Annotated in this window: 25 protein-coding genes and 1 pseudogene; 3 read left to right on the top strand and 23 right to left on the bottom strand. The window is 41.3% G+C overall.

Annotated elements, in window-relative coordinates; genetic code table 11:
• Nucleotides 1–30: 30 nt before the first annotated feature.
• The 17 genes from flhB to H5058_RS02405 form a co-directional block, all read right to left on the bottom strand.
• Nucleotides 31–1161 carry a flagellar biosynthesis protein FlhB gene (gene flhB, locus H5058_RS02485; protein ID WP_011327498.1) on the bottom strand — a complete coding sequence of 377 codons (1131 nt, stop codon included), beginning with the start codon at nt 1159–1161 and terminating at the stop codon, nt 31–33.
• 9 nt (nt 1162–1170) lie between these two features.
• Nucleotides 1171–1950, bottom strand: coding sequence for a flagellar biosynthetic protein FliR (fliR, locus tag H5058_RS02480; RefSeq protein WP_011327497.1), 780 nt, complete (start codon nt 1948–1950; stop codon nt 1171–1173).
• A gap of 2 nt (nt 1951–1952) precedes the next feature.
• Nucleotides 1953–2222 (bottom strand): flagellar biosynthesis protein FliQ, encoded by a 270-nt coding sequence (fliQ, locus tag H5058_RS02475; RefSeq protein ID WP_011327496.1) that lies wholly within the window; start codon nt 2220–2222, stop codon nt 1953–1955.
• A 41-nt stretch (nt 2223–2263) separates the two neighbouring features.
• Nucleotides 2264–3004: a flagellar type III secretion system pore protein FliP gene (fliP, locus tag H5058_RS02470; RefSeq protein ID WP_011327495.1), complete on the bottom strand. Its 741-nt coding sequence runs from the start codon at nt 3002–3004 to the stop codon at nt 2264–2266.
• A 4-nt stretch (nt 3005–3008) separates the two neighbouring features.
• Nucleotides 3009–3392, bottom strand: a complete 384-nt coding sequence (gene fliO, locus H5058_RS02465; RefSeq protein WP_041454360.1) for a flagellar biosynthetic protein FliO — start codon at nt 3390–3392, stop codon at nt 3009–3011.
• Nucleotides 3389–3787 carry a flagellar motor switch protein FliN gene (gene fliN, locus H5058_RS02460; protein WP_011327493.1) on the bottom strand — a complete coding sequence of 133 codons (399 nt, stop codon included), beginning with the start codon at nt 3785–3787 and terminating at the stop codon, nt 3389–3391. Before fliN ends, fliO begins: the two co-directional genes overlap by 4 nt.
• Before the next feature lie 20 nt (nt 3788–3807).
• Nucleotides 3808–4899 (bottom strand): flagellar motor switch protein FliM, encoded by a 1092-nt coding sequence (gene fliM / locus H5058_RS02455; RefSeq protein ID WP_011327492.1) that lies wholly within the window; start codon nt 4897–4899, stop codon nt 3808–3810.
• A 9-nt stretch (nt 4900–4908) separates the two neighbouring features.
• Entirely contained in the window at nt 4909–5439 is a 531-nt protein-coding gene (fliL, locus tag H5058_RS02450) for a flagellar basal body-associated protein FliL (RefSeq protein ID WP_182676780.1), read from the bottom strand.
• A gap of 57 nt (nt 5440–5496) precedes the next feature.
• Nucleotides 5497–7077, bottom strand: coding sequence for a flagellar hook-length control protein FliK (locus tag H5058_RS02445; RefSeq protein ID WP_182676778.1), 1581 nt, complete (start codon nt 7075–7077; stop codon nt 5497–5499).
• 137 nt (nt 7078–7214) lie between these two features.
• Nucleotides 7215–7664 (bottom strand): flagellar export protein FliJ, encoded by a 450-nt coding sequence (fliJ, locus tag H5058_RS02440; RefSeq protein WP_041454359.1) that lies wholly within the window; start codon nt 7662–7664, stop codon nt 7215–7217.
• Complete coding sequence (fliI, locus tag H5058_RS02435) at nt 7664–8998, bottom strand: flagellar protein export ATPase FliI (protein ID WP_182676776.1); 1335 nt, start codon at nt 8996–8998, stop codon at nt 7664–7666. The genes fliJ and fliI overlap by 1 nt, the downstream gene beginning before the upstream one ends.
• 18 nt (nt 8999–9016) lie before the next feature.
• Complete coding sequence (gene fliH / locus H5058_RS02430; RefSeq protein WP_259398611.1) at nt 9017–9832, bottom strand: flagellar assembly protein FliH; 816 nt, start codon at nt 9830–9832, stop codon at nt 9017–9019.
• 3 nt (nt 9833–9835) lie between these two features.
• Complete coding sequence (gene fliG / locus H5058_RS02425; RefSeq protein WP_011327486.1) at nt 9836–10876, bottom strand: flagellar motor switch protein FliG; 1041 nt, start codon at nt 10874–10876, stop codon at nt 9836–9838.
• A complete protein-coding gene (fliF, locus tag H5058_RS02420; RefSeq protein WP_182676773.1) occupies nt 10869–12584 on the bottom strand; it encodes a flagellar basal-body MS-ring/collar protein FliF in 1716 nt (571 codons plus the stop codon). Before fliF ends, fliG begins: the two co-directional genes overlap by 8 nt.
• A gap of 20 nt (nt 12585–12604) precedes the next feature.
• On the bottom strand, nt 12605–12937 hold the full coding sequence (gene fliE / locus H5058_RS02415) for a flagellar hook-basal body complex protein FliE (protein ID WP_041454357.1): 333 nt from the start codon (nt 12935–12937) through the stop codon (nt 12605–12607).
• Between the two features lie 160 nt (nt 12938–13097).
• Nucleotides 13098–14558, bottom strand: coding sequence for a sigma-54 dependent transcriptional regulator (locus tag H5058_RS02410; protein ID WP_182676771.1), 1461 nt, complete (start codon nt 14556–14558; stop codon nt 13098–13100).
• Nucleotides 14555–15667, bottom strand: a complete 1113-nt coding sequence (locus H5058_RS02405; RefSeq protein WP_089368937.1) for a PAS domain-containing sensor histidine kinase — start codon at nt 15665–15667, stop codon at nt 14555–14557. Before H5058_RS02405 ends, H5058_RS02410 begins: the two co-directional genes overlap by 4 nt.
• Nucleotides 15668–15813: 146 nt before the next feature.
• Between H5058_RS02405 and H5058_RS02400 the strand changes: the two genes are divergently transcribed.
• Nucleotides 15814–16410: a DNA-3-methyladenine glycosylase I gene (locus tag H5058_RS02400; RefSeq protein ID WP_089367872.1), complete on the top strand. Its 597-nt coding sequence runs from the start codon at nt 15814–15816 to the stop codon at nt 16408–16410.
• Between the two features lie 140 nt (nt 16411–16550).
• On the opposite strand, the gene H5058_RS02395 is transcribed toward H5058_RS02400, so the two are convergent.
• Nucleotides 16551–17984 (bottom strand): sigma-54 dependent transcriptional regulator, encoded by a 1434-nt coding sequence (locus tag H5058_RS02395; protein WP_179807102.1) that lies wholly within the window; start codon nt 17982–17984, stop codon nt 16551–16553.
• Nucleotides 17985–18358: 374 nt separating this feature from the next.
• Here H5058_RS02395 and fliS point away from each other — a divergent pair, with 374 nt between their 5' ends.
• Nucleotides 18359–18760, top strand: coding sequence for a flagellar export chaperone FliS (gene fliS, locus H5058_RS02390; RefSeq protein WP_179807101.1), 402 nt, complete (start codon nt 18359–18361; stop codon nt 18758–18760).
• Nucleotides 18761–18766: 6 nt separating this feature from the next.
• Nucleotides 18767–19066 carry a hypothetical protein gene (locus tag H5058_RS02385; protein ID WP_011327478.1) on the top strand — a complete coding sequence of 100 codons (300 nt, stop codon included), beginning with the start codon at nt 18767–18769 and terminating at the stop codon, nt 19064–19066.
• A gap of 380 nt (nt 19067–19446) precedes the next feature.
• Here H5058_RS02385 and fliD read toward each other — a convergent pair whose 3' ends face one another.
• The 5 genes and pseudogenes from fliD to flgL all read right to left on the bottom strand — a co-directional run bounded on the left by fliD (nt 19447) and on the right by flgL (nt 24808).
• Complete coding sequence (gene fliD, locus H5058_RS02380) at nt 19447–20859, bottom strand: flagellar filament capping protein FliD (protein WP_182676769.1); 1413 nt, start codon at nt 20857–20859, stop codon at nt 19447–19449.
• A gap of 82 nt (nt 20860–20941) precedes the next feature.
• The gene (locus H5058_RS02375) at nt 20942–21358 is read right to left on the bottom strand and encodes a flagellar protein FlaG (protein ID WP_182676767.1); all 417 of its coding nucleotides are present in this window, start codon (nt 21356–21358) and stop codon (nt 20942–20944) included.
• A gap of 171 nt (nt 21359–21529) precedes the next feature.
• Nucleotides 21530–21913 carry a flagellin gene (locus tag H5058_RS18675; protein ID WP_404936289.1) on the bottom strand — a complete coding sequence of 128 codons (384 nt, stop codon included), beginning with the start codon at nt 21911–21913 and terminating at the stop codon, nt 21530–21532.
• Nucleotides 21914–22549: 636 nt separating this feature from the next.
• Nucleotides 22550–22912, bottom strand: a pseudogene (locus tag H5058_RS18670) (flagellin); the annotation flags it as partial.
• Between the two features lie 663 nt (nt 22913–23575).
• Nucleotides 23576–24808, bottom strand: coding sequence for a flagellar hook-associated protein FlgL (gene flgL / locus H5058_RS02365; protein WP_182676763.1), 1233 nt, complete (start codon nt 24806–24808; stop codon nt 23576–23578).

Here is a 24808-nt window from a genome sequence, read left to right as displayed (position 1 = left end):
ATAACTATTCCAAGTTATAGGTTATTTAAATTAATACTGATAATCGTCAGGAATAGGCAGTTTTTTATTAAGTTTGGTGGGGCGTTTTCCGCGCCCTTTATTAAAGCGCTTAAGCTGAAACACATAAGCTAATACTTGCGCAACTGCGGTAAATAATTGATCCGGGATTTGCTCCCCCACTTCTGCAGTATGATAAAGTGCTCGAGTAAGCGACGGCGACTCTAAAATAGGCACTTCATTACCAATCGCTATTTTACGAATTTGCATTGCCATTTCATCAATTCCTTTGGCAACTACTATAGGTGCTCCGGCGCGTTCGGTGTCGTACTTTAAAGCCACTGAGTAATGGGTAGGGTTAGTTACAATAACATCGGCATCGGGCACATCTTGCATCATACGTTTTTGCGACATTTGCCGCTGGGTTTGCCTTATGCGCGCTTTTATTTGTGGGTCACCCTCTGAGTTTTTATACTCGTCTTTTACTTCTTGAAGGGTCATTTTAAGTTGTTTATTGTGGTTATAGCTTTGAAACGGCGCATCAATCGCAGCAATAATAATTAAGGTACAAGACAAGCCTAAAAACATCCAAGCCAATATTTCTAAGGCATGAATAATATTACCTGGGGCGCTTTCTACACTTAAGTGCAGTATCTCATCAAAAAAGGTATTAATTAAAAACACTGCAAAACTGGCAACTAAACCAAACTTTAACAGCGACTTTAACAGCTCCACCCCAGCTTGCGGGCCAAACATACGTTTAAAGCCTTTAGCAGGTGACATTTTACTGGCTTTAGGTGCAGCAGCTTGCCAACTAAAATTAAAGCCACCTAGCATGGTGTTACCAATAAAAGCAGCTAATACAATAATTAATACAAACATTGCCATAGGAAACATCAGCGCATCGGCCACTTCGCCCCATACAGCAAACATTTTGGTGGTGTCGTAGGTTTCGTTACGGTTTAGGCTAAGCATTCTACCCATTACGTTATACAAACCTTTACCAATTTCGGGGCCGTACATGAGCAACGAAATAGCCGAAAAAATAAGCACAAACATAGTGCCCAACTCTTTGGATCGCGCTATTTGGCCTTTCTTTTTGGCATCCTCTACTTTTTTGGATGTGGGTTCTTCGGTTTTTTCTTGTCCAGAATCTTCAGACACAATAACCTCCTAAGGCGAGCAGCCCACTAATGAGCACATTAACTCGACCATTTTTAGCCACTGAAACTCAAACTGCGATACAAAGTTACCTAAGGTCGCCCAAATAATGATAAGCCCAGCAACTAAAGTAAACGGAAAACCAATAGAAAAAATATTTAGCTGTGGCGCGGCGCGGGTCATAATGCCAAACGACATATTAATTACCAGCATAGCGGTAAGCGGTGCCAGTGATAGCACCAGCGCTGTAGTAAACATCCAGCCGCCCCAAGTTACTATGTCCCAGTAATGATCCACCGACCACCAATTACCATCAATTGGCAGCACTTCAAAGCTGTGTACCACCATTTGAATCATCATTAAGTGACCATTAAATACAAAAAATAATAAGGTCGCTAAAATAAGGTAAAACTGCCCTACTGCAGGCACACTTAAACCATTGGAGGGGTCAACTACAGAGGCAAAACCAAGACCCGTTTGCATAGCCAATATTTGCCCAGCTAACACAAAGGTATTTAACAATAAGGTAGATGCAAAGCCAATCGCAATGCCTATTAGCATTTGCTGAATAACCACTAAAATCATTTCAAACGAAAACAAATTAGTAAAGGTAGCAGGCGGCAGCATAGGCACAGCAACAAAGGTAACAACAATTGCTAAGCCCATTTTTATACGTGTGGGTACGTTTTTAGCGCCAAGGCCAGCCATTACCATAATCATTGAGCTAATACGCACTAATGGCAGTAAAAAGTCACTCAACCATTGAATTACGACAGCAAACGGTAATTCCATACTTAGCCTGCAATTTCAGGAATAAGTAATACTAGGCGGGTAAAAAAGTCCATTAACTCTTGGGTAAACCAGTGGCCGCCAACAATAAGCGCACTTATAGTAATTAGTAAGCGTGGTAAAAAACTCAAAGTTTGCTCGTTAATTGAAGTTGCAGCCTGAAACACTGCAACCACTAAACCCACAATTAAGCCCGGCACTACAATAGCAGAAACCAATTTAATTACTAAAAACAGCGCGCTACTTAAAATATCAACAAATACTTCTGGTTCCACGGCGTACTCCTAGTGCGTAATTAGCTTAGTGTTAAGTAAGGTCATGTGCCTAAACCAAAGCTTTTTGCCAAGGTTCCCATCACTAAGCTCCAGCCATCAACCAACACAAACAGCATTATTTTAAACGGTAAAGACACTATCATTGGCGATAGCATCATCATACCCATGGCCATTAATACCGACGCCACCACTAAATCCACGATTAAAAAAGGAATAAAAAACATAAAACCAATAATAAAGGCCGTTTGCAGCTCACTGGTTACAAACGCCGGAATAAGTACAATTAAAGGAGTGGCTTCTGGCGAGTCTAGCTGATCGTACCCTGCTATTTTGGCAAAGGTTTCTAAATCTTTAATACGCACTTGCGACAGCATAAAGGCTTTCATTGGCTCTTTTGCCAGCTCCAATGCTTCCATTGAAGTGACTTGCTCGCTTAGATAGGGCTCTATAGCGCGTTCGTTCACTTGCTGATAAATAGGCGCCATAATAAAAATACTTAAAAATAACGACATGCCTAGCAATACTTGATTTGAGGGGGTTTGTTGTAAACCTATGGCTTGGCGCAAAATAGCCAGCACTACAATTATACGGGTAAACGAGGTCATCATGATTATAGCCGCTGGAATAAAGCTCAGCGCGGTCATAATCGCCAATACTTGCAGCGTTACCGAGTAGTCTTGGGTGCCATCTGCATTTGTGGTAATGGTTAGTGCGTCTATTCCTTCTGCACTAACATTTGGTACAAACAGCATGACAAAAATAAGAAGCAGCCATTTAGTCATAATTTTAATTCTTTTTATTTTGATTTGCTTGTGGGTTTAAAAGCTTACTAAAGCGTTTTGCTAATTCTGGTAGCTCTTTTTCACTCAAAGGTGTATCTAATTTATGTAAATAGTTAATGCTGTGCGGGGTAACCCCTAATAAATGTTGTGCGTTATCTATTTCTACCACCATTAAACGCTCACGCGAGCCCAGTGGTAAACTACGCACTACTTTAAACTCATCACTATTTGCTAAATTTGGATTAAACTTTTTCACAAAAAATGCCAGTACTATAATTAGCACCAGCACCATAACAAGCGATAACACCATAGAGAGAATATCGCCTGTGGGTGTTACCTGCTCTGCTTTTGTAAATACCGAGCTGGTTAAAGCAACAACCATACTCATCGTAATTTTTTGATCCGTTCTACTTGGCTAATTACGTCGGTTAAACGAATACCAAACTTATCGTTTACTACCACCACTTCGCCATGGGCAATTAAAGTACCATTAACCAGTACATCTAACGGCTCACCTGCAACACGGTCAAGCTCTACCACCGAGCCTTGGTTTAATTGTAATAAGTTACGAATATTAATTTTAGAGCGCCCTACTTCCATAGAAATAGTCACAGGTATATCTAAAATTGTATCGAGCTTGCGCTTTTCATCGCCACTGATCTCGTGTTTTGCATCGCTTAATTCATCGAGTTCAGTTACTTTTGCTTGGCCACTGTCATCAGTGCCCTCAGCTTCGGCTAAAGCTGCTGCCCATTCATCCATAGTGTCTTGATCATCGCTCATACGTTTAACCTTTTAATCAATTACCAGTCTAAGTCTACACCGTCAGAGAGGTGTAAATCATCTTCTAGTTCTGCTAATTCTGCATCTGAATCAATTTTCTTGCCGCCTTTGGTAAATACATGCAGCTCAGATTTAACTGAATCAGGTCGTTTAATTTTTTCACTAATTTGCAGCGCAACACTATCGCGTGAGCGGCCCATTTTAGCTCTAAATGTCGGTAACTCTTCAACAAATACAGTTATATGCTCAGGCATTTCTACCGGAATAATATCACCTGCTTTGAGTTCCATTATTTGTTTTAGTGTTAAATCTACTTCCAATAACTGAGTAGATAGCTCAACCTCTACGTCCATTATTTCATCGCGTAGTGCCTTACTCCAACGTAAATCGGTGTCTTCGGTATCCGATTGCACACCCGCGTCAAGCAGCTCTCTAATTGGCTCCAGCATAGAATAAGGCAGAGCAATATGAAAGTCTCCCCCACCGCCATCCAATTCAATATGAAAAGAGCTAATAACCACCACTTCGGTTGGGCTTACAATGTTAGCCATAGCAGGGTTTACTTCAGAATCTAAGTATTCAAACGATACATCCATTACCGGTGCCCATGCTTCTTTATAATCTTCAAAGATTATTTTTAGTAACATTTGCACAATGCGTCGCTCTGTAGGGGTAAATTCACGCCCTTCAATTTTTGCATGGTAGCGGCCATCACCACCAAAAAAGTTATCAACCAAAATAAACACTAAACGTGCTTCCATGGTAATAAGGCCGGTGCCTTTTAAAGGTCTAAAACGCACCATATTTAAACTAGTTGGCACAAACAAAGTATGCACATACTCGCCAAACTTAATCATTTGTACGCCATTTATAGACACCTCAGCGGTGCGGCGCATCATGTTAAATAGGCTAATTCGCATATGACGAGCAAAGCGTTCATTAACAATTTCCAGTGTCGGCATTCGCCCACGTACGATCCGATCTTGCGAAGAAAAGTCATACTGAAGCGTATTGCCTTCACCGTCTTCACCTTCGGGTATATCTTCCTCGTCAACGTCATCAACACCATGCAATAACGCATCAATTTCGTCTTGGGATAATAAATCGCTCACGCTAGCCCCTTATTGCATCACAAAGCCGGTAAATAATACCCGCTCAATTACTTTACTGCCTTCAACGTCCATTAAGCTATTTTGTACTTTTTCTAGTGCTGCAAAGCGTAAGTTTTCTTTACCTACACTGGTGCTTAGTTCGTCAGCCGTGGTCATAGAAAATATACTTAATAATGTACTTTCTATTAGTGGAATATGTTTTTTAGCGGTTTCTTCGTTTGATTCGCCGCGCACTAATAATTCCACTTTAATTTGCACAATTCTATCGCGACTAGAGCCCGGTATGTTAAATACAAAAGGTCTTGGCATTGCAACATAAAGTGCGCTGCCTATTTTGGCCGATGAGCCTGTAGAAGAGCTTGCTTGCTGTGCTGTAGCGGCTTCATCATTTAACGTTTCCGCTGGCGTGTCTGAGCCCGAAAGCAAAAAATAACCAACAACAGCTGCAACAATAACAAGCAATACAGCTGCAATAATTACTATGAGTTTCTTTTTGCTGTTACCTGTTTCTTCTATTTCTAAATTAGTCTCTTCAGCCATGACATTTCCTTTATTAGCAAAGGTACTTGCTTGTTTTAGTTATTATAATAGCAGTACTTAGGCATAGTAATCTATTGATGATGACGTTTGTTGTCGAGAACTTGGTATTTGTGTATTAATTTGCTCATCGTTTTCATCAGTAGTCAATTCATTATTAGCTAAACGACGACTATCGTTGTCATCATTTTGCTCTGCTCCTTGCCCTCCAGGCTCACCATAAGAAATAGTACTTTCGCCTAAATCTATACCTTGCTGGGCAAGCATTTCGCGTAAGCGCGGAAGCGATTGTTCAAGCGCTTCTTTAGCTTGCTGGTTTTGTACTACAAAGTTTATTTGTGCTTGCTCTGCATCGCTTCTGATGCGAATTTGCATACTGCCCATTTCTGGTGGGTCGAGACGAATTTCTGCTACTTTATTATTTATGCTAAGCATAGAGCTCACTCGCTCTTGCAACATTTTTGCCGCGTCACTTTTTATAATATTAAGCGCTTGCATAACACCTGGGTCCAAGCTTGCTTGTTTAACTTGCGCTGTGCTTTGTAATTGCCCAGCCTGCAACGCTTGCATATCAATTATAGTTTGCTCATACCCTACACTATCGTATAGGCCTAAACCATTTACCGTACTGGTAATTTGCGTCAATAATTGTGCTGCTCGGGGTGATAACTGTTCAGTGTTATTTTTTTGCAATGACTCTAACGATTTAGTGAGTTCTTTATCGCTAAGCGCATTTAATGCTGTTTTATCATCTGCAGATATTAATACTTTTTTATCAATCGATGCGCTTAGCTCTGCAATTGTTTGCTTAATACTTGCTAGCTGCTCACCTTGTGGCTGCTCATTTTTAATATAGCTATTTAACTGGCTCAGTAGCGCTTGTTTTTCTGGGGTGGTTAATGCATTTATTTGAGAATTTAAAGCCTGTTTAGCCGTGTCTGCTGCGCTTGCTTTATCACTTTCAACAACATATTGAGTAAGCATTTGCTTTAACGTTGCGAGGTTGTCGTTGCTATTGGGTTTGCTACTTGCCTGCAGCTGCGTAGTTAATTGCTCATGCTGCTCGGGTGTAAGTTTAGCAAGTAACGGATCTGATTTAATTGCCTCGCTATCTTTGCTTAGCAAGTTCATTACTGCGGCATCTACCGATTGTTTTTGCGCTGTTACATCGCCTTTATTATTTGCCGTAGCCATACTTTGAGATAAGGGCATTAACTTTTCATTTGCCGCTTCAGCGCTTGCTGCAACATCGCTAAACACACCTTTTTGCGGTGCAATTACAATAGGGGCAAGCTGATCATCAGGCTTCCCTTTTAATTGCTTAGCGTCTTCATCTAAAGCCTCGGCTTTAGCATCAGCGTTCTTTTTAACTGAGGTGTCTATAGTGTGCGCAGCATTTATTTGCGCCAACATACTATCGCCCGAAACAGCATCGTCTTGTGTTTCAGGCTGCTCAGCCTTAGCATTGCTAGCGCCTGCTTTAGCTTTGCTGTTATTATTGTAAGCCGCTTTATTGGCATCTTCTAACTGATTAAAAAAACCAGTATCAGAGTCATCATTACGTCTTGAGTTACTCGTTTGTTTATTAGAGTAAGCGTCTTGCTCAGATACCGCTAACATTGAAATATCATTAATCGTCATAAATCACCTAATATAAAGCGGCAACAAACCACCCAATAATGCCTAAAATTATAGTTCACTTAACAACAAAGCAATTAACGTGCCTTTGTTTATAAGGTACAAGCTTTTGTTAAAGCGGTTAAAGTACTCGCTACTTACTAAAGTCGATTGTTGTGTCGTTGAAAAAATTGATTAGCCGAAAATTCATCCAACATTTTTTGCTCATTTTTAGCCACTAGCACATCGGCCTTTAACTGTTGTTTTTCGATGAGTTTAGCGACTGCTTTAGCCTTAATTTGCTGCTTTAACCACAGGGTTTTACGCTGGCTAACCACTTGTTTTGCAGTGTTAACTGTATTGGCTTGTTGGCGAATTGCTTCTTCTATTTTAGCAATAAATGCATGAAACTGACTAAACCCAGCACTTGATAAGCCCGACTGCCCTTTAATGTGTAATTGCTGGGTGTATTCCAATCTAAAGTTATTTAAACCTTGGAGTTTTTGCTGGTTTGCCTGCAAATTTTGATTCGCCTGCAAATAGCTCATCCGCAGCGTTTCTTCTTTATCGTTTTCAATCTTTAGTAATAAATGCAGTTTGTTTTTAGCCATTATGCTTGCCCTAATAACTGCGCTAGCCCTTGCAGGCCGTCGTCGTAACTAATTACATCACGCATGCCTTGCTGTAAAAAGGCATTTACTCTTGGCATCATATTTATGGCTTGATCAAGCATTTGATCTGTCCCTTTTTGATACGCACCTAGGGTGATCATGTCTTTATTTTGCTGGTACATAGAGTACACCTGCTTAAGCACTCGCGCTTGTTGCATGTGCGTCTCAGATACCACTTGCGGCATTACTCGTGAAATAGATTTTTCTATATCAATTGCCGGATAATGACCGCTGTCGGCCAGTTCCCGCGAAAGTACAATATGGCCGTCGAGTATGGCGCGCGCCGCATCGGCAATGGGATCTTGCATATCATCGCCTTCACTTAATACGGTAAAAAAGGCAGTAATAGAGCCTTGCCCTTCTCCGCCGTTACCGGCACGCTCCACCAGCGCTGGTAGTTTTGCAAACACCGAAGGCGGGTAGCCTTTAGTCGCCGGTGGCTCGCCTACTGCAAGTGCTATTTCACGCTGCGCCATGGCATAGCGCGTTACCGAATCGAGCAATAACAAAACGTTTAATCCCTGATCGCGAAAGTACTCTGCAATTGTTACCGCAGTTTCGCAGCCTTTTAAACGCATTAATGGTGAAGAATCTGCCGGTGCTGCTACAACCACCGAGCGTTTACGCCCCTCTACACCAAGTATTTCTTCAATAAATTCTTTTACTTCGCGGCCACGCTCGCCCACCAGCCCCACCACAATAACATCGGCTTCACTACCACGAGTCATCATACCAAGCAGTACCGACTTACCTACACCCGAGCCTGCAAACAAGCCCATTCGCTGGCCTTGTCCTACTGTTATTACTGAATTTATAGCACGCACACCTACATCCATAGGCTGGCTTATGGGTCGTCTTGAAAGAGGGTTTATCGGTTTTTGGGCAAACTTAAGATAGTGCTCAGCATTAATTTTACCTAAACCATCAAGAGGACGACCTAAGCCATCAACTACGCGGCCCAGCAAACTCATGCCTACAGGTAAACCTGTGTCGTTAAGTTGGGGGATCACCCGAGCACCAGGGAGCACCCCCGATATATGATCGTTTGGCATTAAATATAAGGTTTGGTCGTTAAAGCCAACTATTTCGGCGTCAACAAAGCCGTTCATAGTTTCTATTTTACATTGGCTACCTACAGGCGCACGTAAGCCTTTGGCCTCAAGGGTTAGGCCAACTACTCGCGTTAAAATACCCGCTACAGCAAGTGTTGGCGGTTTAATATGCTGTTTGTATTGAGATAAGCGTTCGCTTAATGAAACATCTAAAGCAGACATAACAGACCAATAAAATAGTTAGATACTACTGCTATGCAAAAAACTATCCAATGTTTCTTTGACACGCGTTTTAAGTGTCATATCAAGCGATGATTGCGCCGTTTTAACTTCGCAGCCGCCTCGCTCTAACGTTGGCTCTGCAATCAACTGCCAGTTATTATCTGTCACTGTTTGCTCGCCATAACTTTGCTTTATTAGCTCTAAATCTTCGGGGTGTAAATGAATGCGTACTTTTTCTTGCTCGGTATTAAGCGCATCAATACTGTGTTTAAGGGTGTGTAAAATAACATCAGGAGAGATTTTTACTTCTTGATAAATAATAGCTTCTGCAAGCATAACGGCTAATTGCACTAATTGCTTTTCAGCTTGCTCATCTACTTTACCTAGTGGCGCGGTTAATCCCTCTAAAACACTACGCAGGCCAGTTAACTGCTCCTCTATTAGTGGTTTTACATCTTCTTGGCCTTGGGTTTTTCCCAGCTCTAGCCCCTCTTTGTAGCCAGCTTCTTTACCTTCGGTAACGCCTTTATCAAAACCGTCTATGTAACCTTGCTCGTGCCCTTGTTTTACACCTTCTTCAAACGCATCTTGTCTAATGCGCTCAAGTTCGGCCATAGTAAGCGCAGGTAACTCAGGTTCTTGCGGCTCTTCAATTAGCGACTCTTCAGCCATTTCTTTTCGATACAACTCAGCAAGCGGTGTACCAAAGGCAGTAGAGCGATTACCAAAGCTTTTTTCATCGGGTGCTACATCAGGAACATCCCAGTGCTTTAATAGTTCATCGGCTTCATCGGCGTGCAGTGGACGCCCTTTGTGCATTGACGATTTAGTCATGGTTTATAAAAACTCCTCGCCGCCGCCGCCGCCAAGCTGTATTTCGCCCGAGTCAGACAATCGACGCGCCGTAGAGAGTATTTCTTTTTGCGCTGCTTCTACTTCACTAATACGCACTGGTGCCATTGCCTCTAAGTCATCGGCAAGCATTTCGGCAGCACGTTTAGACATATTACCGAGTATTTTTTCTTTAAGCGCATCGTCTGTGCCTTTAATCGCTTTCATTAGTACGTCTTGTTGTACTTCGCGTAAAATTGCTTGAATACCACGGTCGTCTACGTCCATTAAGTTTTCAAACACAAACATAAGATCTTGAATTTGCTGCGACATTTCTTCGTCATGCTCACGAATAGAGTCCATTAACTGCCCTTCTACGTTGGTATCTAGGTAGTTCATAATATCGGCAGCCGCTTTTAAGCCGCCCATTTTCGCAGCTTGCGCACCCGCTTGGCCAGCAAACTGTTTTTCCATAATTTCGTTAAGCTCTTGCAAGGCAGCTGGCTGCACTTCTTCAAGGTTAGCAATACGCATGGTTAAATCCAGGCGCACTTTATCAGGAAACTGCGCCAGTATTTCGGCAGATTGCTCAGGCTCTAAATAAGATAATACAATGGTTTGAATTTGCGGATGCTCATTACGAATAATGTTAGCTACTTGTTTCGAGTCCATCCACTTTAACGAATCAAGTCCTTTAGCGCCCGATCCCATTACTATTTGGTCAATTAAGCTAGCGGCTTTATCTTCACCTAATGCAGCAGTAAGCGCTTTTTTAATAAAGTCTTCTGATTGAAAACCAATTGTACTAAAGCTTTGAATTTGCTCTATAAATAAATTATGTACTGCGCTTATTTTAGCTTGCGATAGATCCTGCAAACCGGCCATCGCCATACCCACTTTTTGCACCTGTTTGGGCTCTAAGTGTTTGAGTATTTGCGCTGCATCTTCTTCAGATAAACTTAATAGCAGTATGGCCGCTTTATCTACGCCATCTAGCTTATCAACATCGAAAGCTGCTGGGAGTTGTTTTTGGTTTTGATCAGTCATCTTCTGTTAACCACGCTTTCACTACTTGTGATGATAGTTCTGGTTCATTAGCTACAAGGGCACGTACGGCTTTAAGTAAGTCTTCGTCACCATGTAAATCGGGTAGCTGCAGTGTACCATCGCTTGAGAAGCCAACTGAAGCAGAATCAAAGTCTTTATTTAGCATATCTAAGCTATTATCGCCAATATCAACCCCTGAGCTAAGTGCATCTTCATCGTACTCATCAAGCGTGCTGTCTGGGTAAATTAAGCGTTTTAGCATAGGTTTAACTACAGCCATAATCAACACAATAATAACCAATGCAGCCAGTACTAAGCGTACTATTTTCATAAACCAGTCTTGTTCCCATAAAGGTACTTCAAAACTCATATCTACGGCTTCTCGTACAAAGGGAACTGTTACTACTTCTAGGGCATCGCCGCGCTGTATATCAAAGCCAACACCACCTTGTAATAAACGTCGAATATTTGACAGTGCCTCAACCGAGCGCGGGGTCATGGTGGTTTCACCGTTTTCGCCCACTGTTGGCAAATAATCAACCGCTACCGATACACTAATTCTGCGAATCGTGCCGCTTTGTTGGCGCTTATGCGAAATAGTAGTATCGAGCTCATAGTTACGCGTGGCTTCTTTATGCGTACGACTCGGTGAAGTAGCACTTCCTGCGCCGCCTTGGCCTGCTACTTCTGGAATATCTGAATTTACCGGAGGCTGATTACTTAACGCGCCAGGAATACCCACAGCTAAGCCGCCTATGTTGTTTTCCTCAAACGTGGTTTCGCTTCTTACCGCTGGTAGGTCTGGGTTATAACGTTTTTGCGTTTCTTCTAATGAGCTAAAGTCCATACTCAAATCAACTTGCGCAGTGTAATTACTCAAACCAACAATAGGGATTAAAATGCTATCAATTTTTTCTAGGTATTCTTGCTCGCGCTTACGCTCTAGGTCGTACTCTTTACGAGAACGCGCAGAAAGTGAGCTTTGTGAGCCCGAATTTAATAAACGGCCATTTTGATCGGTAACCGTTACACGTGCAGGCTCTAATCCTTGCACTGCTGAGGCTATCATATCCACCACAGAGTCTACTTCTTCGCTGTTAAGCGAGCGTCCGCGTTTAAGCGTAAGTACGACCGTTGCTGATGGTTTTTTCTCTCTGCGGGCAAATACGTTTTCTTTTGGAATAGCTAACAGCACCTTGGCGCGAGTGATGTTATTAAGCTCTTCTATAGTGCGGGCAAGTTGCTGCTCTCGGCCATGCTTTAGGCGCTCGCGCTCTAAGCGTTGGCTTACACCAAAGCCCATGTCTTGCATTATTATGTCTGAACCAGAAGTAGGACCTTGATCCAAGCCTTCGCGAGTCATTAGTAATTTTATATTTTGGTATTCGCTTTCATCAACCGACACTACATTGCCATCTAGTTGATAATCTATTTTTTGCGCATCTAAAAAATCAAGCGTTTGAATTAGCTCTTCGGTGGGCATTTTACCTAATGGGCGCATATCTGGCTGACGTGCCCAAATAATCACAAAAATGGCAATTGCCAAACAAATCGCCAGTGCAATAATAAGGGTAACTTGACGCAATACATCAACACCGCTTAACGCACTTAAATAGCCCGACTTTTGTTCTTGTTGATCGTCACTATCGCTTTGCTCAATACCGCCACTAGCAAGTGCAAGATCTGTAGATTGATTAGATTGCGCCACAATTATTCTCCACTACCTGATTAAACAGGCATATTCATGATTTCTTTGTAAGCTTCAACAAGTTTATTACGCACTTGTACGGTCGCTTCAAATGCAACAGAAGATTTTTGCGAAGCAATCATTGCCTCTGCAAGCGATACGCTTCTGTCGCCCATTTCAACCGCTTTTACTTTTTGACCTGTGTCTTGCTGTAACTCATGCACAGTATTGAGCGCATTGCTAAGCATATCGCCAAATTGTGCTGATGACGTAGACTGAACTTGCGTAGGCAATTTATTAATTTGATTATTACGGCCCGCTTCTAAGGCCATTGATTGCATTTCTTGAAATACAGCGCTATTTTGAATTTTCATTATTTGTCTCTAACAATGCAGTTAACTCTTAAGGTTAATAAAGCACAAAACGTGCCACATAAATAAAGCTTTAAATACATGGTGTTACAGTTAGTTTTTACTTAGTCAGAGTTTTGACAGCCCTAAATTCAAGGTATTGAATTTAGGGCTTTTTTGAAGGTTATGCAGGAAGTGAAATACCTAAGTCGCGCATTTGCGCTAGTTTATAACGTAAAGTTCGCGGGCTAATACCCAAAGTTTCGGCTACGTCTTTACGCTTGCCTTGGCAACGCGCAAGTGTTTCTAAAATAATTCGATGCTCTTTATCTTTAAGCTCATCTTTATAACTGCCTGTATCTTGAGCGAGTAAATCTGATTTTTGCTCATTCGGTGTTTGCTCATCAAGCTTTTCATCACCCGACTTTTCGTCATTAATAATGGCTGTTGTTTTACTATCGTAATAGGCGCTAGTTAACGCACTTTCACTAATTGCTGGCTCTACTACAAAGTTACTTGGGGCTAAGTTTTCAATAAAAATAGCTTGCTCACTTATGCTGTTGCCATTGCGCAGTATAAGCGCACGCTGAATTACGTTATCAAGCTCACGCACATTACCTGGCCATGTATGGCTAAGGAGCTTTTGCTCAGCTTGCTTATCTAAAATAGCCAGCGGCTGCTTAGCTTTTATTAAATGGCGTTCAATTAAGTGCTTCGCCAACACAATTATATCGCCAGGGCGCTCGCACAATGGCCGCCACATTAGCGGAAAAACGTTAAGGCGATAATATAAATCTTCCCTAAACTGATTATTTGCAACCGCTTGTTTTAAATCGCGATTACTGGTTGCGAGTATGCGTACATCCAGCGCAATGGTTTTACGACTCCCTAAGCGTTCAACTTCGCGCTCTTGTAATACACGCAGTAGTTTAACTTGTAAGCCTAAATCCATTTCGGTAATTTCATCAAGTAAAATTGTACCGCCCTGTGCTTGCTCAAACTTACCTGGGCATGCCTGAATCGCGCCAGTAAAAGCGCCTTTTTCGTAGCCAAATAATGTTGCTTCTAGCATGTTTTCAGGAATCGCCGCACAGTTAATAGCCACAAAGGGCTTTGCAGCACGCGCTGATTTATCATGAATAAACCGCGCTAATACTTCTTTGCCCGAGCCACTTGGCCCCAGCACCATAACACTGGCGTCTGATTTAGCTACCCTGCTTGCAAGCTCCAACAATTGAATACTCGTTGGATCGGCAACAATAGGGCCGTCGGTTTCTTTAGGTTTTTCGGGCAAATAGCGGCTCACCATATTTAATAGCACCTCGGGTGCAAATGGTTTGGCCATATAATCAATCGCGCCTAAGCGCATTGCCTCTACCGCATCGTCAATAGTTGCGTAAGCGGTCATCATTAAGACCGGTAAATCGGGGTAATTTAATTTAATACTGCGCAGTAAATCTAGGCCGCTCATAGCGCCCATTTGCACATCGCTCACCACTAACGAAAAGGATTCTTTTTTAAGTAGTAACATTGCTTGCTCAGCACTGTCGGCAGCAACGCATTCAATACCCGACATTTCTAGGGTATCTATTAATGCTTCGCGAAGTCCTGCGTCGTCCTCTACAACTAAAATAGTATTACTCATAACGATTCCTCTAATTTAGATGCTGCGCTAATTGGCAATAACAGATTAAAACAAGCGCCGCCATGTACATTATTAGTCACCTCAATACGCCCTTGGTGCGCATTAGCAACAGAGCTAACAACCGCCAACCCTAAGCCTGTGCCTTGGCTGCTAGTGGTAAAAAATGGTTCAAACAGTTTATCTACCTGCTGTAGGTCAACACCTGGGCCATTATCACTCACGCTAATGCGTACAAAATCTGGGGTTTGCAAATCGCGCATTGCACTTACTTGCACTTGTGCCCCAGCGCCTATAATTTGAATACTGTTATGAATCAGGTTTTGAATCGCACTGGCAAGCGCGGTTTTATTCCCTAAAATCGCAATGTCGGGCTCAGGTAAGCTTACATCAAGCTCACTGTTATTAAGCGTTACCATGGCATCTGCACCGGTTTTTACTTCGCTTAATAATTGCTGCATAGACACCTGCTCAACCACATGCTGATCGCCACTTTTGGCAAATAGCAGCATGTCGTTTACTTGATTTTCTAAATCTTTTAAGCGCGACATTAATTTAGTTTGAAAGTTATCGCGCGACGCTTCTGGTAAGCGTTTTGAACCTAAATTAGCAGCATAAAGCATAGCTGCCGACAGCGGCGTACGTACTTGGTGCGCCAAAGATGCCACCATTTTACCCAGCGCACTTAAACGCTGCATATGTGCAACCCGCTTTTGTAAGCGGCGGGTTTCGCTCAAGTCTGTCATTAAAATAAGTTGCCCAGGCTCTGGGGCAAGTGCGGTAATATCAAGTTTTATTAAGCGCCCGTCTTTTAAAGACACTTCGTGGCCATCATCTTGCTGAGGCCGAAAAGAGCGCTGAATAACACTAAACCACTTTTCGCCTTCAAGCGGCTCGCCAAGCATATCAATCGCAATTTGATTCGCTTTCGCTATCATACCTTTACCATCAAGCACAATTACTCCTGCGGGCATAGTATCTACTAAATGCGAAAGCCAACTAGCCTGTTTACGCAGATCACTTAACTCCCCTATATACTCCTCTTGAAGTAAACATGGGTTATACTGATTTGCAGAAATAAACTGTGGTTTTAACACACTAGCAAGTGCCATAATCAAATCTCTAATTGATGCAGATACAGTTTCAAATGCACAATTTATACCACCTTTTATTACCATGTATATCATTGAGTTACACAGTAAAAATGCGCGACATTAAAATGACGCGCAAATAAAAGCACCGCAACTAAGGAACTATAATGACCAAGCAAACCCGTTGCTCATGGCTCGACACCAGCAAACCCGACTACGTTGCATACCACGATAACGAATGGGGAGTGCCTGTGTATGACGATAAAAAACTGTTTGAATTTTTAACGCTGGAGTCGGCGCAAGCAGGATTGAGTTGGTACACTATTTTAAAAAAGCGTAATGGTTATAAAAATGCTTTTGCCGACTTTGATGTACACAAAGTAGCAGCATTTACCGAGCAAGATATTGAGCGACTAATGCTTGATGCGGGTATTGTGCGTAATCGCTTAAAAATTGCCGCTACTGTAAATAACGCCAAATGCTTTATTAAAATTCAGCAAGAATTTGGTAGCTTTAGTAACTATCAATGGCAGTTTGTTGGCAATAAGCCGCAAGTAAATAATTTAAACTCTGATGATGACACACCAGCAATTACCCCTACCTCAAGCGCATTTGCTAAAGATTTAAAAAAGCGTGGTTTTAAGTTTTTAGGGCCAACAACCGTATACGCCCATATGCAAGCCTGCGGTATGGTTAACGATCACAGTAATAAATGTTTTAGAAAAGAAGAAGTTAAAAAGCTAGGGGCTAGGCAAACAGTCTGATTTCAGGCTTTTAATCAAGCCTCTGTAATTAGTGCGCGCGTCAGCAAGCTTAACGCAGCAAAAGCTAAACGCTGTGCTTGGTTATTTTTTACCTAAAGCCTGAACCCTGACACCTAAAACCTGATAGCTACCCTTAGCTTTTAATCTCTCGACAAGTTATATTTTTTCATTTTTTCGACCAAAGTAGTGCGGCGTACTCCGAGTATTTCGGCGGCGCGAGCAACTACATAATCAAAGCGCTCTAATGCTTGAGTAATTAAGTTAATTTCTAGCTCGGCTAAGTATTCTTTAAGCTCAATCCCTTCGCTGGGTAACAAGCCTGAATCTGCTGCTGTAGAGTGTTCGGGCTCATCGTCATAGTCGCTAAAGTCAGTGCTAAATATGTCGTTAAAAGCATCGCGCTCCATTAACTCTTCTGGGTACTGTGGTTCATAGGCTTCAACTTCAATATAACGATACTTAGCCGGTAAATCAGGAACATCTACCACTTTTTCCGGGAACATTATCACCATTCGCTCAACTAAGTTTGCAAGCTCGCGAATATTACCCGGCCAACTATGCTCTTTTAAACTCTCGACCGCGCGCTCAGTAAACTTAGCGGTTGAGCCACTTTGCTCATTAACGCGGCGCATTAACTCTTTTAATAACAGCGGTATGTCATCGGCGCGCTGAGTAAGCGACGGGCTTTCAATAGGGAATACGTTTAATCGGTAGTATAAATCTTCACGAAACGTGCCTTGCTCTATCATGGTTTCGAGGTTGCGATGGGTTGCAGCAATAATGCGCACATCAGCCTGAATCGCTTTTGTACCACCTACTCGCTCATAACTGCGTTCTTGCAATACGCGCAGCAATTTAACTTGCATTTGCAGCGGCATATCGCCTATTTCATCTAAAAATAGTGTACCGCCTTGCGCCAGTTCAAAACGCCCTTTACGAGCAGAAATTGCCCCTGTAAATGCGCCTTTTTCATGGCCAAACAATTCACTTTCGAGCAACTCCCCCGGAATCGCACCACAGTTAACTGGTACAAAAGGCCCTTTAAGGCGTTTAGACAATAAATGTACGTTACGCGCCACCACCTCTTTACCTGTGCCCGACTCACCTAAAATAAGTACATTAGCATCGGTTTTTGCTACTTGCTCAATTAAAAAGCGCAGGTCTTTAACCGCAGATGTTTCACCTACTAGGCCATCAAAAGTATTGTGTGGTTTACTGTGTTTGTGCTCAATAGGCAACATGCGCTGATATTGTTGGCAGTCGTGTAATAGTTGCGTGGTTATTTCGTGGCTAAATGGCTCACAAATTAACCCCACTACATTAGCAATACTCAGTAAAGGCTTGAGTGTTTCGCCAATTAGTAAAAAAGGAAACGTAGGGTAGCGTTTAATTAAACTTTCGTGATCAAGCGCCTGCAATGCACCTAAAATTACAATGCATTCTTTACTTTGATACTTACTACATGCTTGCTCAAAGTCGGCTTCCGTTTGTAATTGCACCGCTTCACCAATAAAAGTAAGTGAGGCATATAATCCTATCGAGCGATTGTTATTATTATCTAAAATTAAGATCATATTTAGCGGGCCATTCATTTCACTAATTTATTTTGTTAATCAAATTGTAAGCCAGTTGAAATTGTATGCAAGCACTAGTGGCGACTTTTTGACATAAACGCCAAAAAACAGACACTTTAATTAAAGCAATAATACTTAAGGATTAACCATTAAGTATTAAGGTTATAAAGGCCCCCTACATTCGCATAATAAATTAATCGCAAAGCTTAATACTTAAATTAGAGATATAAAGTCACTTTATAATAAAAATATTCACTAATATTTACTTAAGTTGCTGCCTTAAATGCCGATAAGTAAGTATATATAAAATGCTTGGCATTATAATTGCTGGCATTGTATTAATATTTTTAGTTATCAAAATTTAGGATCTTCTCATGGCACATGCATCAATTAAAAAATACGGTCAAGTTCGTGCAAGCAGCATTAGCGAAATGACACCTTACGAACAAATCAACCTAATTTTTAGTAACATTATTGGGCGCTTAGCTGCAACCAAAGGTTTTATTGAACGCAAAGAAATTGAAAAAAAGGGCGAAAACATTTCAGCCTGCATTTTACTTTTTGGCGCATTACAAGACGCACTTAATTTTGACGTTGAGCAAGGCTCAGAAATTTCAGACAACTTATTAGCGTTATACGACTATTGCCAGCGTACACTAACTAAAGCTAACTTAAATAACGATACAGCAGCAATTATGGAAGTTTCTAGCATAGTGAAAGAAATAAAAGAAGGGTGGGATAATATTCCTGCTAGCGAACGCTCTCCTGCAGTTTAATTTATTATGCCTTTAATAACTGACCAACAGCCAGCAGAGCAAATTAAACAATTGCTCTGCGAGCTTGAAACACTGGTAAATAACAACGATGCTGACGCGGCAGCTTTACAGCTTGAAGCGTTAAATACGTGTTTAAAAAGCTGGTGCGAAAGCGCTGAGCAGCCAAGTAGTGACGAGCTTATAACAACACAAGCGCATATTAATGCTATTTTAACTCAAGCTAATATCCATAAAGACGACTCGTTTAAAGCCTTGTTAAAGCATAAAAAGTCAGACAAAGCGATCAGCGCTTACAAAAGCACTTAAAAAGACAGTTAGCATAATAAAAAGTAAATTAAACGATGGTTTTATACTTTTCTTCTCTAAAGCGCAGCGCCCTCTTAACCTCTTTGTGAATATATTTACTTAAATCAAATATGCATAGCGAGGAGAGGACGCGGGGAATGAGAAGTGAGTTAAACAAGTAATTTAGTGCCTTTTCTTCTCTAAAGCGCAGCGTCTCTTAGCCTCTTTGTGAGTAAATCACTTAAAGCCTTTTTGCACTGTTTTAATCTGTTTAACGCAAAAAGTGCGGTATTATTGTTATTAAATAAAGCCGCACTTATATAACTAAAAACTGCTTTTTCGCAAGCTCAGTATTTGCCTTAGCCTAAAGCCCAGTATATTCCCTAGAGCCTAACCCTTAACTACTTAGACTTTCTAACTACGCCTGGCATATTATCTAACTGAGATTGAAGATAACTACTGGTTGAATTTAAGCCTGCCACCAATAAATCCATGCTGTTGTACTGCGCATAAAGGCGCGACTCTAACGACTGCATTTTACGTGCAAACGATACTCGTTCGTCATCAATCCCGCGAAGCTGACCTTCTTTACTTTCTATTCTGTTTTGAATTAAGCCATCTGATTTAGTATAAAAGTTCATTAACTCATCAAACGATTGGGCAAAGCCGCCTTCGTCTTTATTTTCACCAATAAAAAACTGCTGTACTAAATCAACATCATTTTTTACTTGCTCATCTAAGCGTTCGCTATCTAAGCTTAATTTACCATAGCGGTCGGCTTCAACACCTAACTGCGACAACGACAAAGAGTTACCATCGCCTAAGTCAACACTGTTGGTAATTTCTTGCCTTAACTTTGACATAACACCGCGCAGCAGAGAATCACCCGCCATTACGCCAGCGCCATCCTCGCCAGATTTACCTAAATTTTTACTTAGCTCTAACAGCTCGTTATAGCTTTTAATAAAGCTATCTAGCCCTGCTTTAATATTATTGTTATTTTCTTTAACGGTTAGCTTACTTAGGTCGTCGTCAACACCTTGTGCTTTTTTAGCGGTAATAGTCACGCCATCAATCACGTTTTTAAATTCGTTAGTGCTGCTAGTTACCGTTACTGTACCGTCAATAGTTATTGACGCATCAACAGCGGCAACTACTTCGCTCACATTTTTTATTCCTGCAGGTGCAGGGTCAAACGCTAAACGCGAAAGGCCTAGAGTATCGGTGTTATTAGCATCGTCATCGGCCACTGCTATTTTAATTTGGTTTTCTACACCACTAGTTTGAGCCGAAAACACTAAGCGCTGGCCACTATCATCAGTAATTATGGTGGCGTTAATGCTTTTGTTATCTTTACTGTTGTTTATTGCATCGCGCACTTCGCTTAGCGTTGCAGTGTCTGATACTGCAATATCAAAGCTATTATCGCCCGAGCTTAACGTCATGGTGCCAGCACCAACAGGATTGGCGGCATCAAACGCACTCGACATTATTTTATGTTCAGTGGCTAAATTATTTACTTTTACCGAGTAACCACCTGGTTGAGCGTCTTTATCTGAGCTAAGCGATATAAAGTCATCATTACCTGATGTAGTACGTTTTTGATAGTTATCAGCGTCGCCTAGCCCACTCATCGACTCTTGTACTTTTTCGAGCGCTGCTTTTAGTGCACCCACCGCCGATATATCGGTAGTTAAGTTGGCTTCTTTTCTATTTAAACGTGATTCAAAAGGCGCTTTTTCAGCATTTACTAATGCGCCTACAATTTCAGATACTTGTAAGCCTGAACCTAAACCAGTAAACGAAATAGCCATGTTTATACCCCTTTTTACACTATTAAATAAAAAACAAAAAACTTAAAAATCGCAACTACTATTTAGTTATATACTTATATAGCTATACCGTTTGGTCAATTAATAAACCCGCGGTTTCAGACAACTTAGACACTAAACTTAACACTTCTTCCGAAGGGTATTGTTTAATAACATCGCCAGTGGCTTTATCGAGCACTTTAATTACATCGCGGCCTGAATCTTCATCAACTTTAAATTGCAAACTGCGGTTCATTTCGCCCATAAAATCCTGCAATTGCTGCGCCACTTTTTCTAGCTGTTCACGCTCTAGCGGTTGTTGCTGCTGCGTAGCAGTGTCAGCATTACTTTGATACTGCTGAGCTTGTGAAGCACTTTTTTTAACATCGCCAATAGCACCAGCAGTTAATTCTGCACTGGCTTGCCCTGCTTTACTTTCGCTAGCTTGCCCAGTATTACTTGCCGTTACTAAAGCTTCTGCGCCTGAGGTAATTGTATTCATAACGCCCCCTAAATAGTTTTAAACATTGTACACTATTTATAAATTAGCTTAATTTAGTAAGTTAAACGACAAAAGGAGATGAACAAAGCCATCTCCTTTTTTAAATTACTAATACTGACTTTTGGTATTAGTTAGCTATTAATAAGCTAATGCCTAATAAACTCTTAGCTATTAACCTAGTAAGCTAAGTGCTGCTTGTGGCAACTGGTTCGCTTGCGACAAAATTGACGTACCTGCTTGTTGTAATATTTGGTTCTTCGTCATTTGTGCTGTTTCTGTTGCAAAGTCAGTGTCTTGAATACGACTACGTGATGCAGATACGTTTTCTTGAATATTAGCAAGGTTACTAATTGTATGGCCAAATCGGTTTTGTACAGCACCTAAATCAGCACGTTGGCTATCAATTGAACCCAATGCAGCATCAATCGTTGCTATCGCTTTTTGTGAATCAAAAGCACTACTAATTTTCAAAGTACTGATAGCTTGTAATTCAGAGCTTCCTGCTCCAATTGCTTCAGCCCCACCAGTTGCAGTAAACGTATCATCAGATGTCATTACTACTTTAGCTCCAAAGCTTGAGGCCGTAGCTGTACTGATAGTCGTTGTGCCACCAACAGACCCCATGGCAGTCCCTCCTAAAGTAGTATCAGTCATGTCAATGCCATCAACCCCTATTGCTCTTATGGTCAACTTACCGCCAGCAACACTTGCTTCGTGTCCATTAGTTGAAATTTCAGCAGCTACACGGCCAAGATCACCATCCCTTAAATCGTATGTTTTTCCATCCATAGCAAACGACCCTGCTTTAGTAACGTCCTTTATTTCAATATCTACTTCCAAAACTGCTTTAGCTTCAACACCAAGTTTTAAATCTGTAATACCCTTTGCAACTTCAACAGCAGTATCACCAACTTTAGTTGTATAAATACCCGAATCGTTGTTAGCATTAGTGACTGTGATAGCCTCAGCGTTCGCTACTTTACCAAGCGCAGTTCCTGCTGCAGCCGCACCAATCACACTTCCTGCAACACTTTTACTATAATTACCAATTTTTTCTGCGGCAACACTTGCTAAATTTACAGAAATTGTTTGGTTTGCATCCGCACCTACTTGAAACTTTTTGGCTCCAAAATTACCATCAAGTAAATTAACACCACCAAAACTTGTTGTATCTGCAATTCGTGTAAGTTCTTTTTGTAATGCTTTCACTTCCTTTTGTAGGGCACCACGATCATCAGCCGAGTTAGAACCATTTGCTGATTGCAGAGCCAGCTCACGCATACGCTGAAGAATGTTTGTTGACTCACTCATAGCCCCCTCAGCAGTTTGCGCCATAGAAATACCATCGTTAGCATTACGCTGTGCTACAGCTAAACCATTTACTTGTGATGTTAAACGGTTTGAAATTTGCATTCCTGCTGCATCATCTTTTGCGCTGTTGATACGCATACCTGATGATAAACGTTCCATTGAAGTAGCTAAGCCCTGACCTGATTTGGAAAGGTTACGCTGAGCGTTTAGTGAAGATACGTTTGTATTTACTGATATAGCCATGATAAAACTCCTGATTACTTTCGTAATGTTACTATTTTAATTTAACCAAGAGCTGTCAAAAATGTATGCTCAGCTCCGTACTGATTAAGTTAACGGCAGGGCAGAAATTATCTTTAGCTTTTTTTTAATAAAAACTAAATTAATTTAAACAAAAAATATAACTAACTAATAATAAAGGTGTTATACAACTAAAATGATAGCCTTTATTGATTGATGCGCTTTAAAATACGCGCTGAATTTAATCCCCCCAACTTGGCTAATTGTTGATAGTTAAAACTACCTTTTTGCACAAAGAGAAAACAATGAGAGTAAATGAGAAGTAAATTGAAAAACTCGGAAACACATAATTGAGTGCTTTTTTCTTCTCTAAAGCGTAGCGCCCTCATAACCCTCTTTGTGAATAAATTTACTAAACCCATTTGCACAAAGAACAGTAAATTTCAGATAGTCGAAAACCCAAAAACGCGGTATAAAACCGCGCCTCCATCAGCAAAAACGCCTAGCTTGGCTAGTTTTTGCCTAAAACCTGCTCTTTCACACCGTGCTTGGTTAATTTTTGCCTAAAACCTGATACCTGACACCTAAAACCTGCTCTTTCACACCGTGCTTGGCTAATTTCTACCTAAAACCTGATACCTGACACCTCAAACCTGCTCTTAACCTTTAAATATAATCAAATAACGAGAGTTTGGCTAAGCGGCCAAAGGTGGCTTGCGATGCTTGTAGTGCGGTTTCTTGCTGAGTGAGTTCGCTAATTGCAGCGGCCATATCTACTTCAAGCAGGCTTGAACGATTACTTTGGTTTTGAATGTCTAACGCAGAGTTAGAGTCGGTTACTCTTTCTAGCACATTCATCCGCCCACCTAAACTGGCTTGGGTAAACACAACTTGTTCGCTGGCATTTTGTAACTGCGTTACACCATCGTTAAGTACTTGCTGAAAATCGTCTCCCGCAAGCGTGCCATTATTTAAACCTGTAATTAAACCCTGCAGTGTATTAAGTACGTTTTCTTTATGAGGTGGCTCGAGACTAAAGTCGAGCTGCCCAGGTGCAGCGCCGCTTAGCTGAATTTTCATGCCAGCAAATTCAATTGGCTCGCCTGCTTGTACCGCCCCAGTAACAGGTGGGTTTAATGGGTTACCTGCGCGCTGAATTTCATATTGCTGTGGATCGCCTAGAACAACCTTTACATTAAAAGTATTTTGGCTGGCATCAACGGCGTTATAGTTAGCTTTATGAAACTGATCGAACACTCCTTGTTTATCTACATAAACAGAACCCGTAAGCGTACTTGTTGCATCGCCTGCGTTAGATGCTACATCGAGGCGTGCATTGATTTTTTCAAAGGTGTCGTAGCCATTGTCGCTAGATTTAATCGACACACCTTCGGCAATAGTAATTTTATGTTGGCCTTGATCGCCTTGGTAATTATACTTGCCGCTAGCGGCATCAAACTGATACGGTTGCGTGCTGTCTTGGTAGCCTGAAAATATGTATTTACCGTCTTCTGATCGGGTGTTCATTAAATTAGCTAACGTTTTTTGTATTTCGGTTAGCTCCGACGCTAACGACTTTAAGTCGTCTTTACTGTATGCGCCATTACCTGCTTTTAAGGCAATATCTTTAGCTGCTTGAATACTTTCGTTAATACCTTGCAGTACGCTTTCTTCGGTTTTGAGTCGGCCATTGAGCTGGTTAATGTTTTTTGTATACTGTTCATTACTTTGTATTTTATTGGTATACAGCATAGCTTGCGATATGTCGGCAGGCGCTTCTGAGGTAGATAAATACTTTTGCCTAGTATTTACTCGCTCTTGTGCGTTTGCTACGCCATTTTGATTTTGTAGTATTTTATTAATGCTGTTTTGATACATTAAGTTATTTGATAAACGCAT

The organism is Pseudoalteromonas sp. SR45-4 (assembly GCF_014163535.1).
GTDB classification, from domain to species: Bacteria; Pseudomonadota; Gammaproteobacteria; order Enterobacterales; family Alteromonadaceae; genus Pseudoalteromonas; species Pseudoalteromonas nigrifaciens.
This window is presented reverse-complemented; position numbering and strand designations above follow the sequence as displayed.

Coding starts and splice junctions, on each gene's coding strand:
- H5058_RS02385 (WP_011327478.1), top strand. CDS start 18,767: ATGCCTTTAATAACTGACCAACAGCCAGCAGAGCAAATTAAACAATTG.
- fliG (WP_011327486.1), bottom strand. CDS start 10,876: ATGACTGATCAAAACCAAAAACAACTCCCAGCAGCTTTCGATGTTGAT.
- H5058_RS02405 (WP_089368937.1), bottom strand. CDS start 15,667: ATGGCACTTGCTAGTGTGTTAAAACCACAGTTTATTTCTGCAAATCAG.
- fliL (WP_182676780.1), bottom strand. CDS start 5,439: ATGGCTGAAGAGACTAATTTAGAAATAGAAGAAACAGGTAACAGCAAA.
- H5058_RS02395 (WP_179807102.1), bottom strand. CDS start 17,984: ATGATCTTAATTTTAGATAATAATAACAATCGCTCGATAGGATTATAT.
- fliD (WP_182676769.1), bottom strand. CDS start 20,859: ATGGCTATTTCGTTTACTGGTTTAGGTTCAGGCTTACAAGTATCTGAA.
- fliH (WP_259398611.1), bottom strand. CDS start 9,832: ATGACTAAATCGTCAATGCACAAAGGGCGTCCACTGCACGCCGATGAA.
- fliO (WP_041454360.1), bottom strand. CDS start 3,392: ATGAGTATGGTTGTTGCTTTAACCAGCTCGGTATTTACAAAAGCAGAG.
- fliI (WP_182676776.1), bottom strand. CDS start 8,998: ATGTCTGCTTTAGATGTTTCATTAAGCGAACGCTTATCTCAATACAAA.
- H5058_RS02410 (WP_182676771.1), bottom strand. CDS start 14,558: ATGAGTAATACTATTTTAGTTGTAGAGGACGACGCAGGACTTCGCGAA.
- flgL (WP_182676763.1), bottom strand. CDS start 24,808: ATGCGTTTATCAAATAACTTAATGTATCAAAACAGCATTAATAAAATA.
- H5058_RS02375 (WP_182676767.1), bottom strand. CDS start 21,358: ATGAATACAATTACCTCAGGCGCAGAAGCTTTAGTAACGGCAAGTAAT.
- H5058_RS02400 (WP_089367872.1), top strand. CDS start 15,814: ATGACCAAGCAAACCCGTTGCTCATGGCTCGACACCAGCAAACCCGAC.
- H5058_RS02445 (WP_182676778.1), bottom strand. CDS start 7,077: ATGACGATTAATGATATTTCAATGTTAGCGGTATCTGAGCAAGACGCT.
- fliE (WP_041454357.1), bottom strand. CDS start 12,937: ATGAAAATTCAAAATAGCGCTGTATTTCAAGAAATGCAATCAATGGCC.
- fliP (WP_011327495.1), bottom strand. CDS start 3,004: ATGACTAAATGGCTGCTTCTTATTTTTGTCATGCTGTTTGTACCAAAT.
- fliS (WP_179807101.1), top strand. CDS start 18,359: ATGGCACATGCATCAATTAAAAAATACGGTCAAGTTCGTGCAAGCAGC.
- H5058_RS18675 (WP_404936289.1), bottom strand. CDS start 21,913: ATGACATCTGATGATACGTTTACTGCAACTGGTGGGGCTGAAGCAATT.
- fliJ (WP_041454359.1), bottom strand. CDS start 7,664: ATGGCTAAAAACAAACTGCATTTATTACTAAAGATTGAAAACGATAAA.
- fliR (WP_011327497.1), bottom strand. CDS start 1,950: ATGGAATTACCGTTTGCTGTCGTAATTCAATGGTTGAGTGACTTTTTA.
- fliN (WP_011327493.1), bottom strand. CDS start 3,787: ATGAGCGATGATCAAGACACTATGGATGAATGGGCAGCAGCTTTAGCC.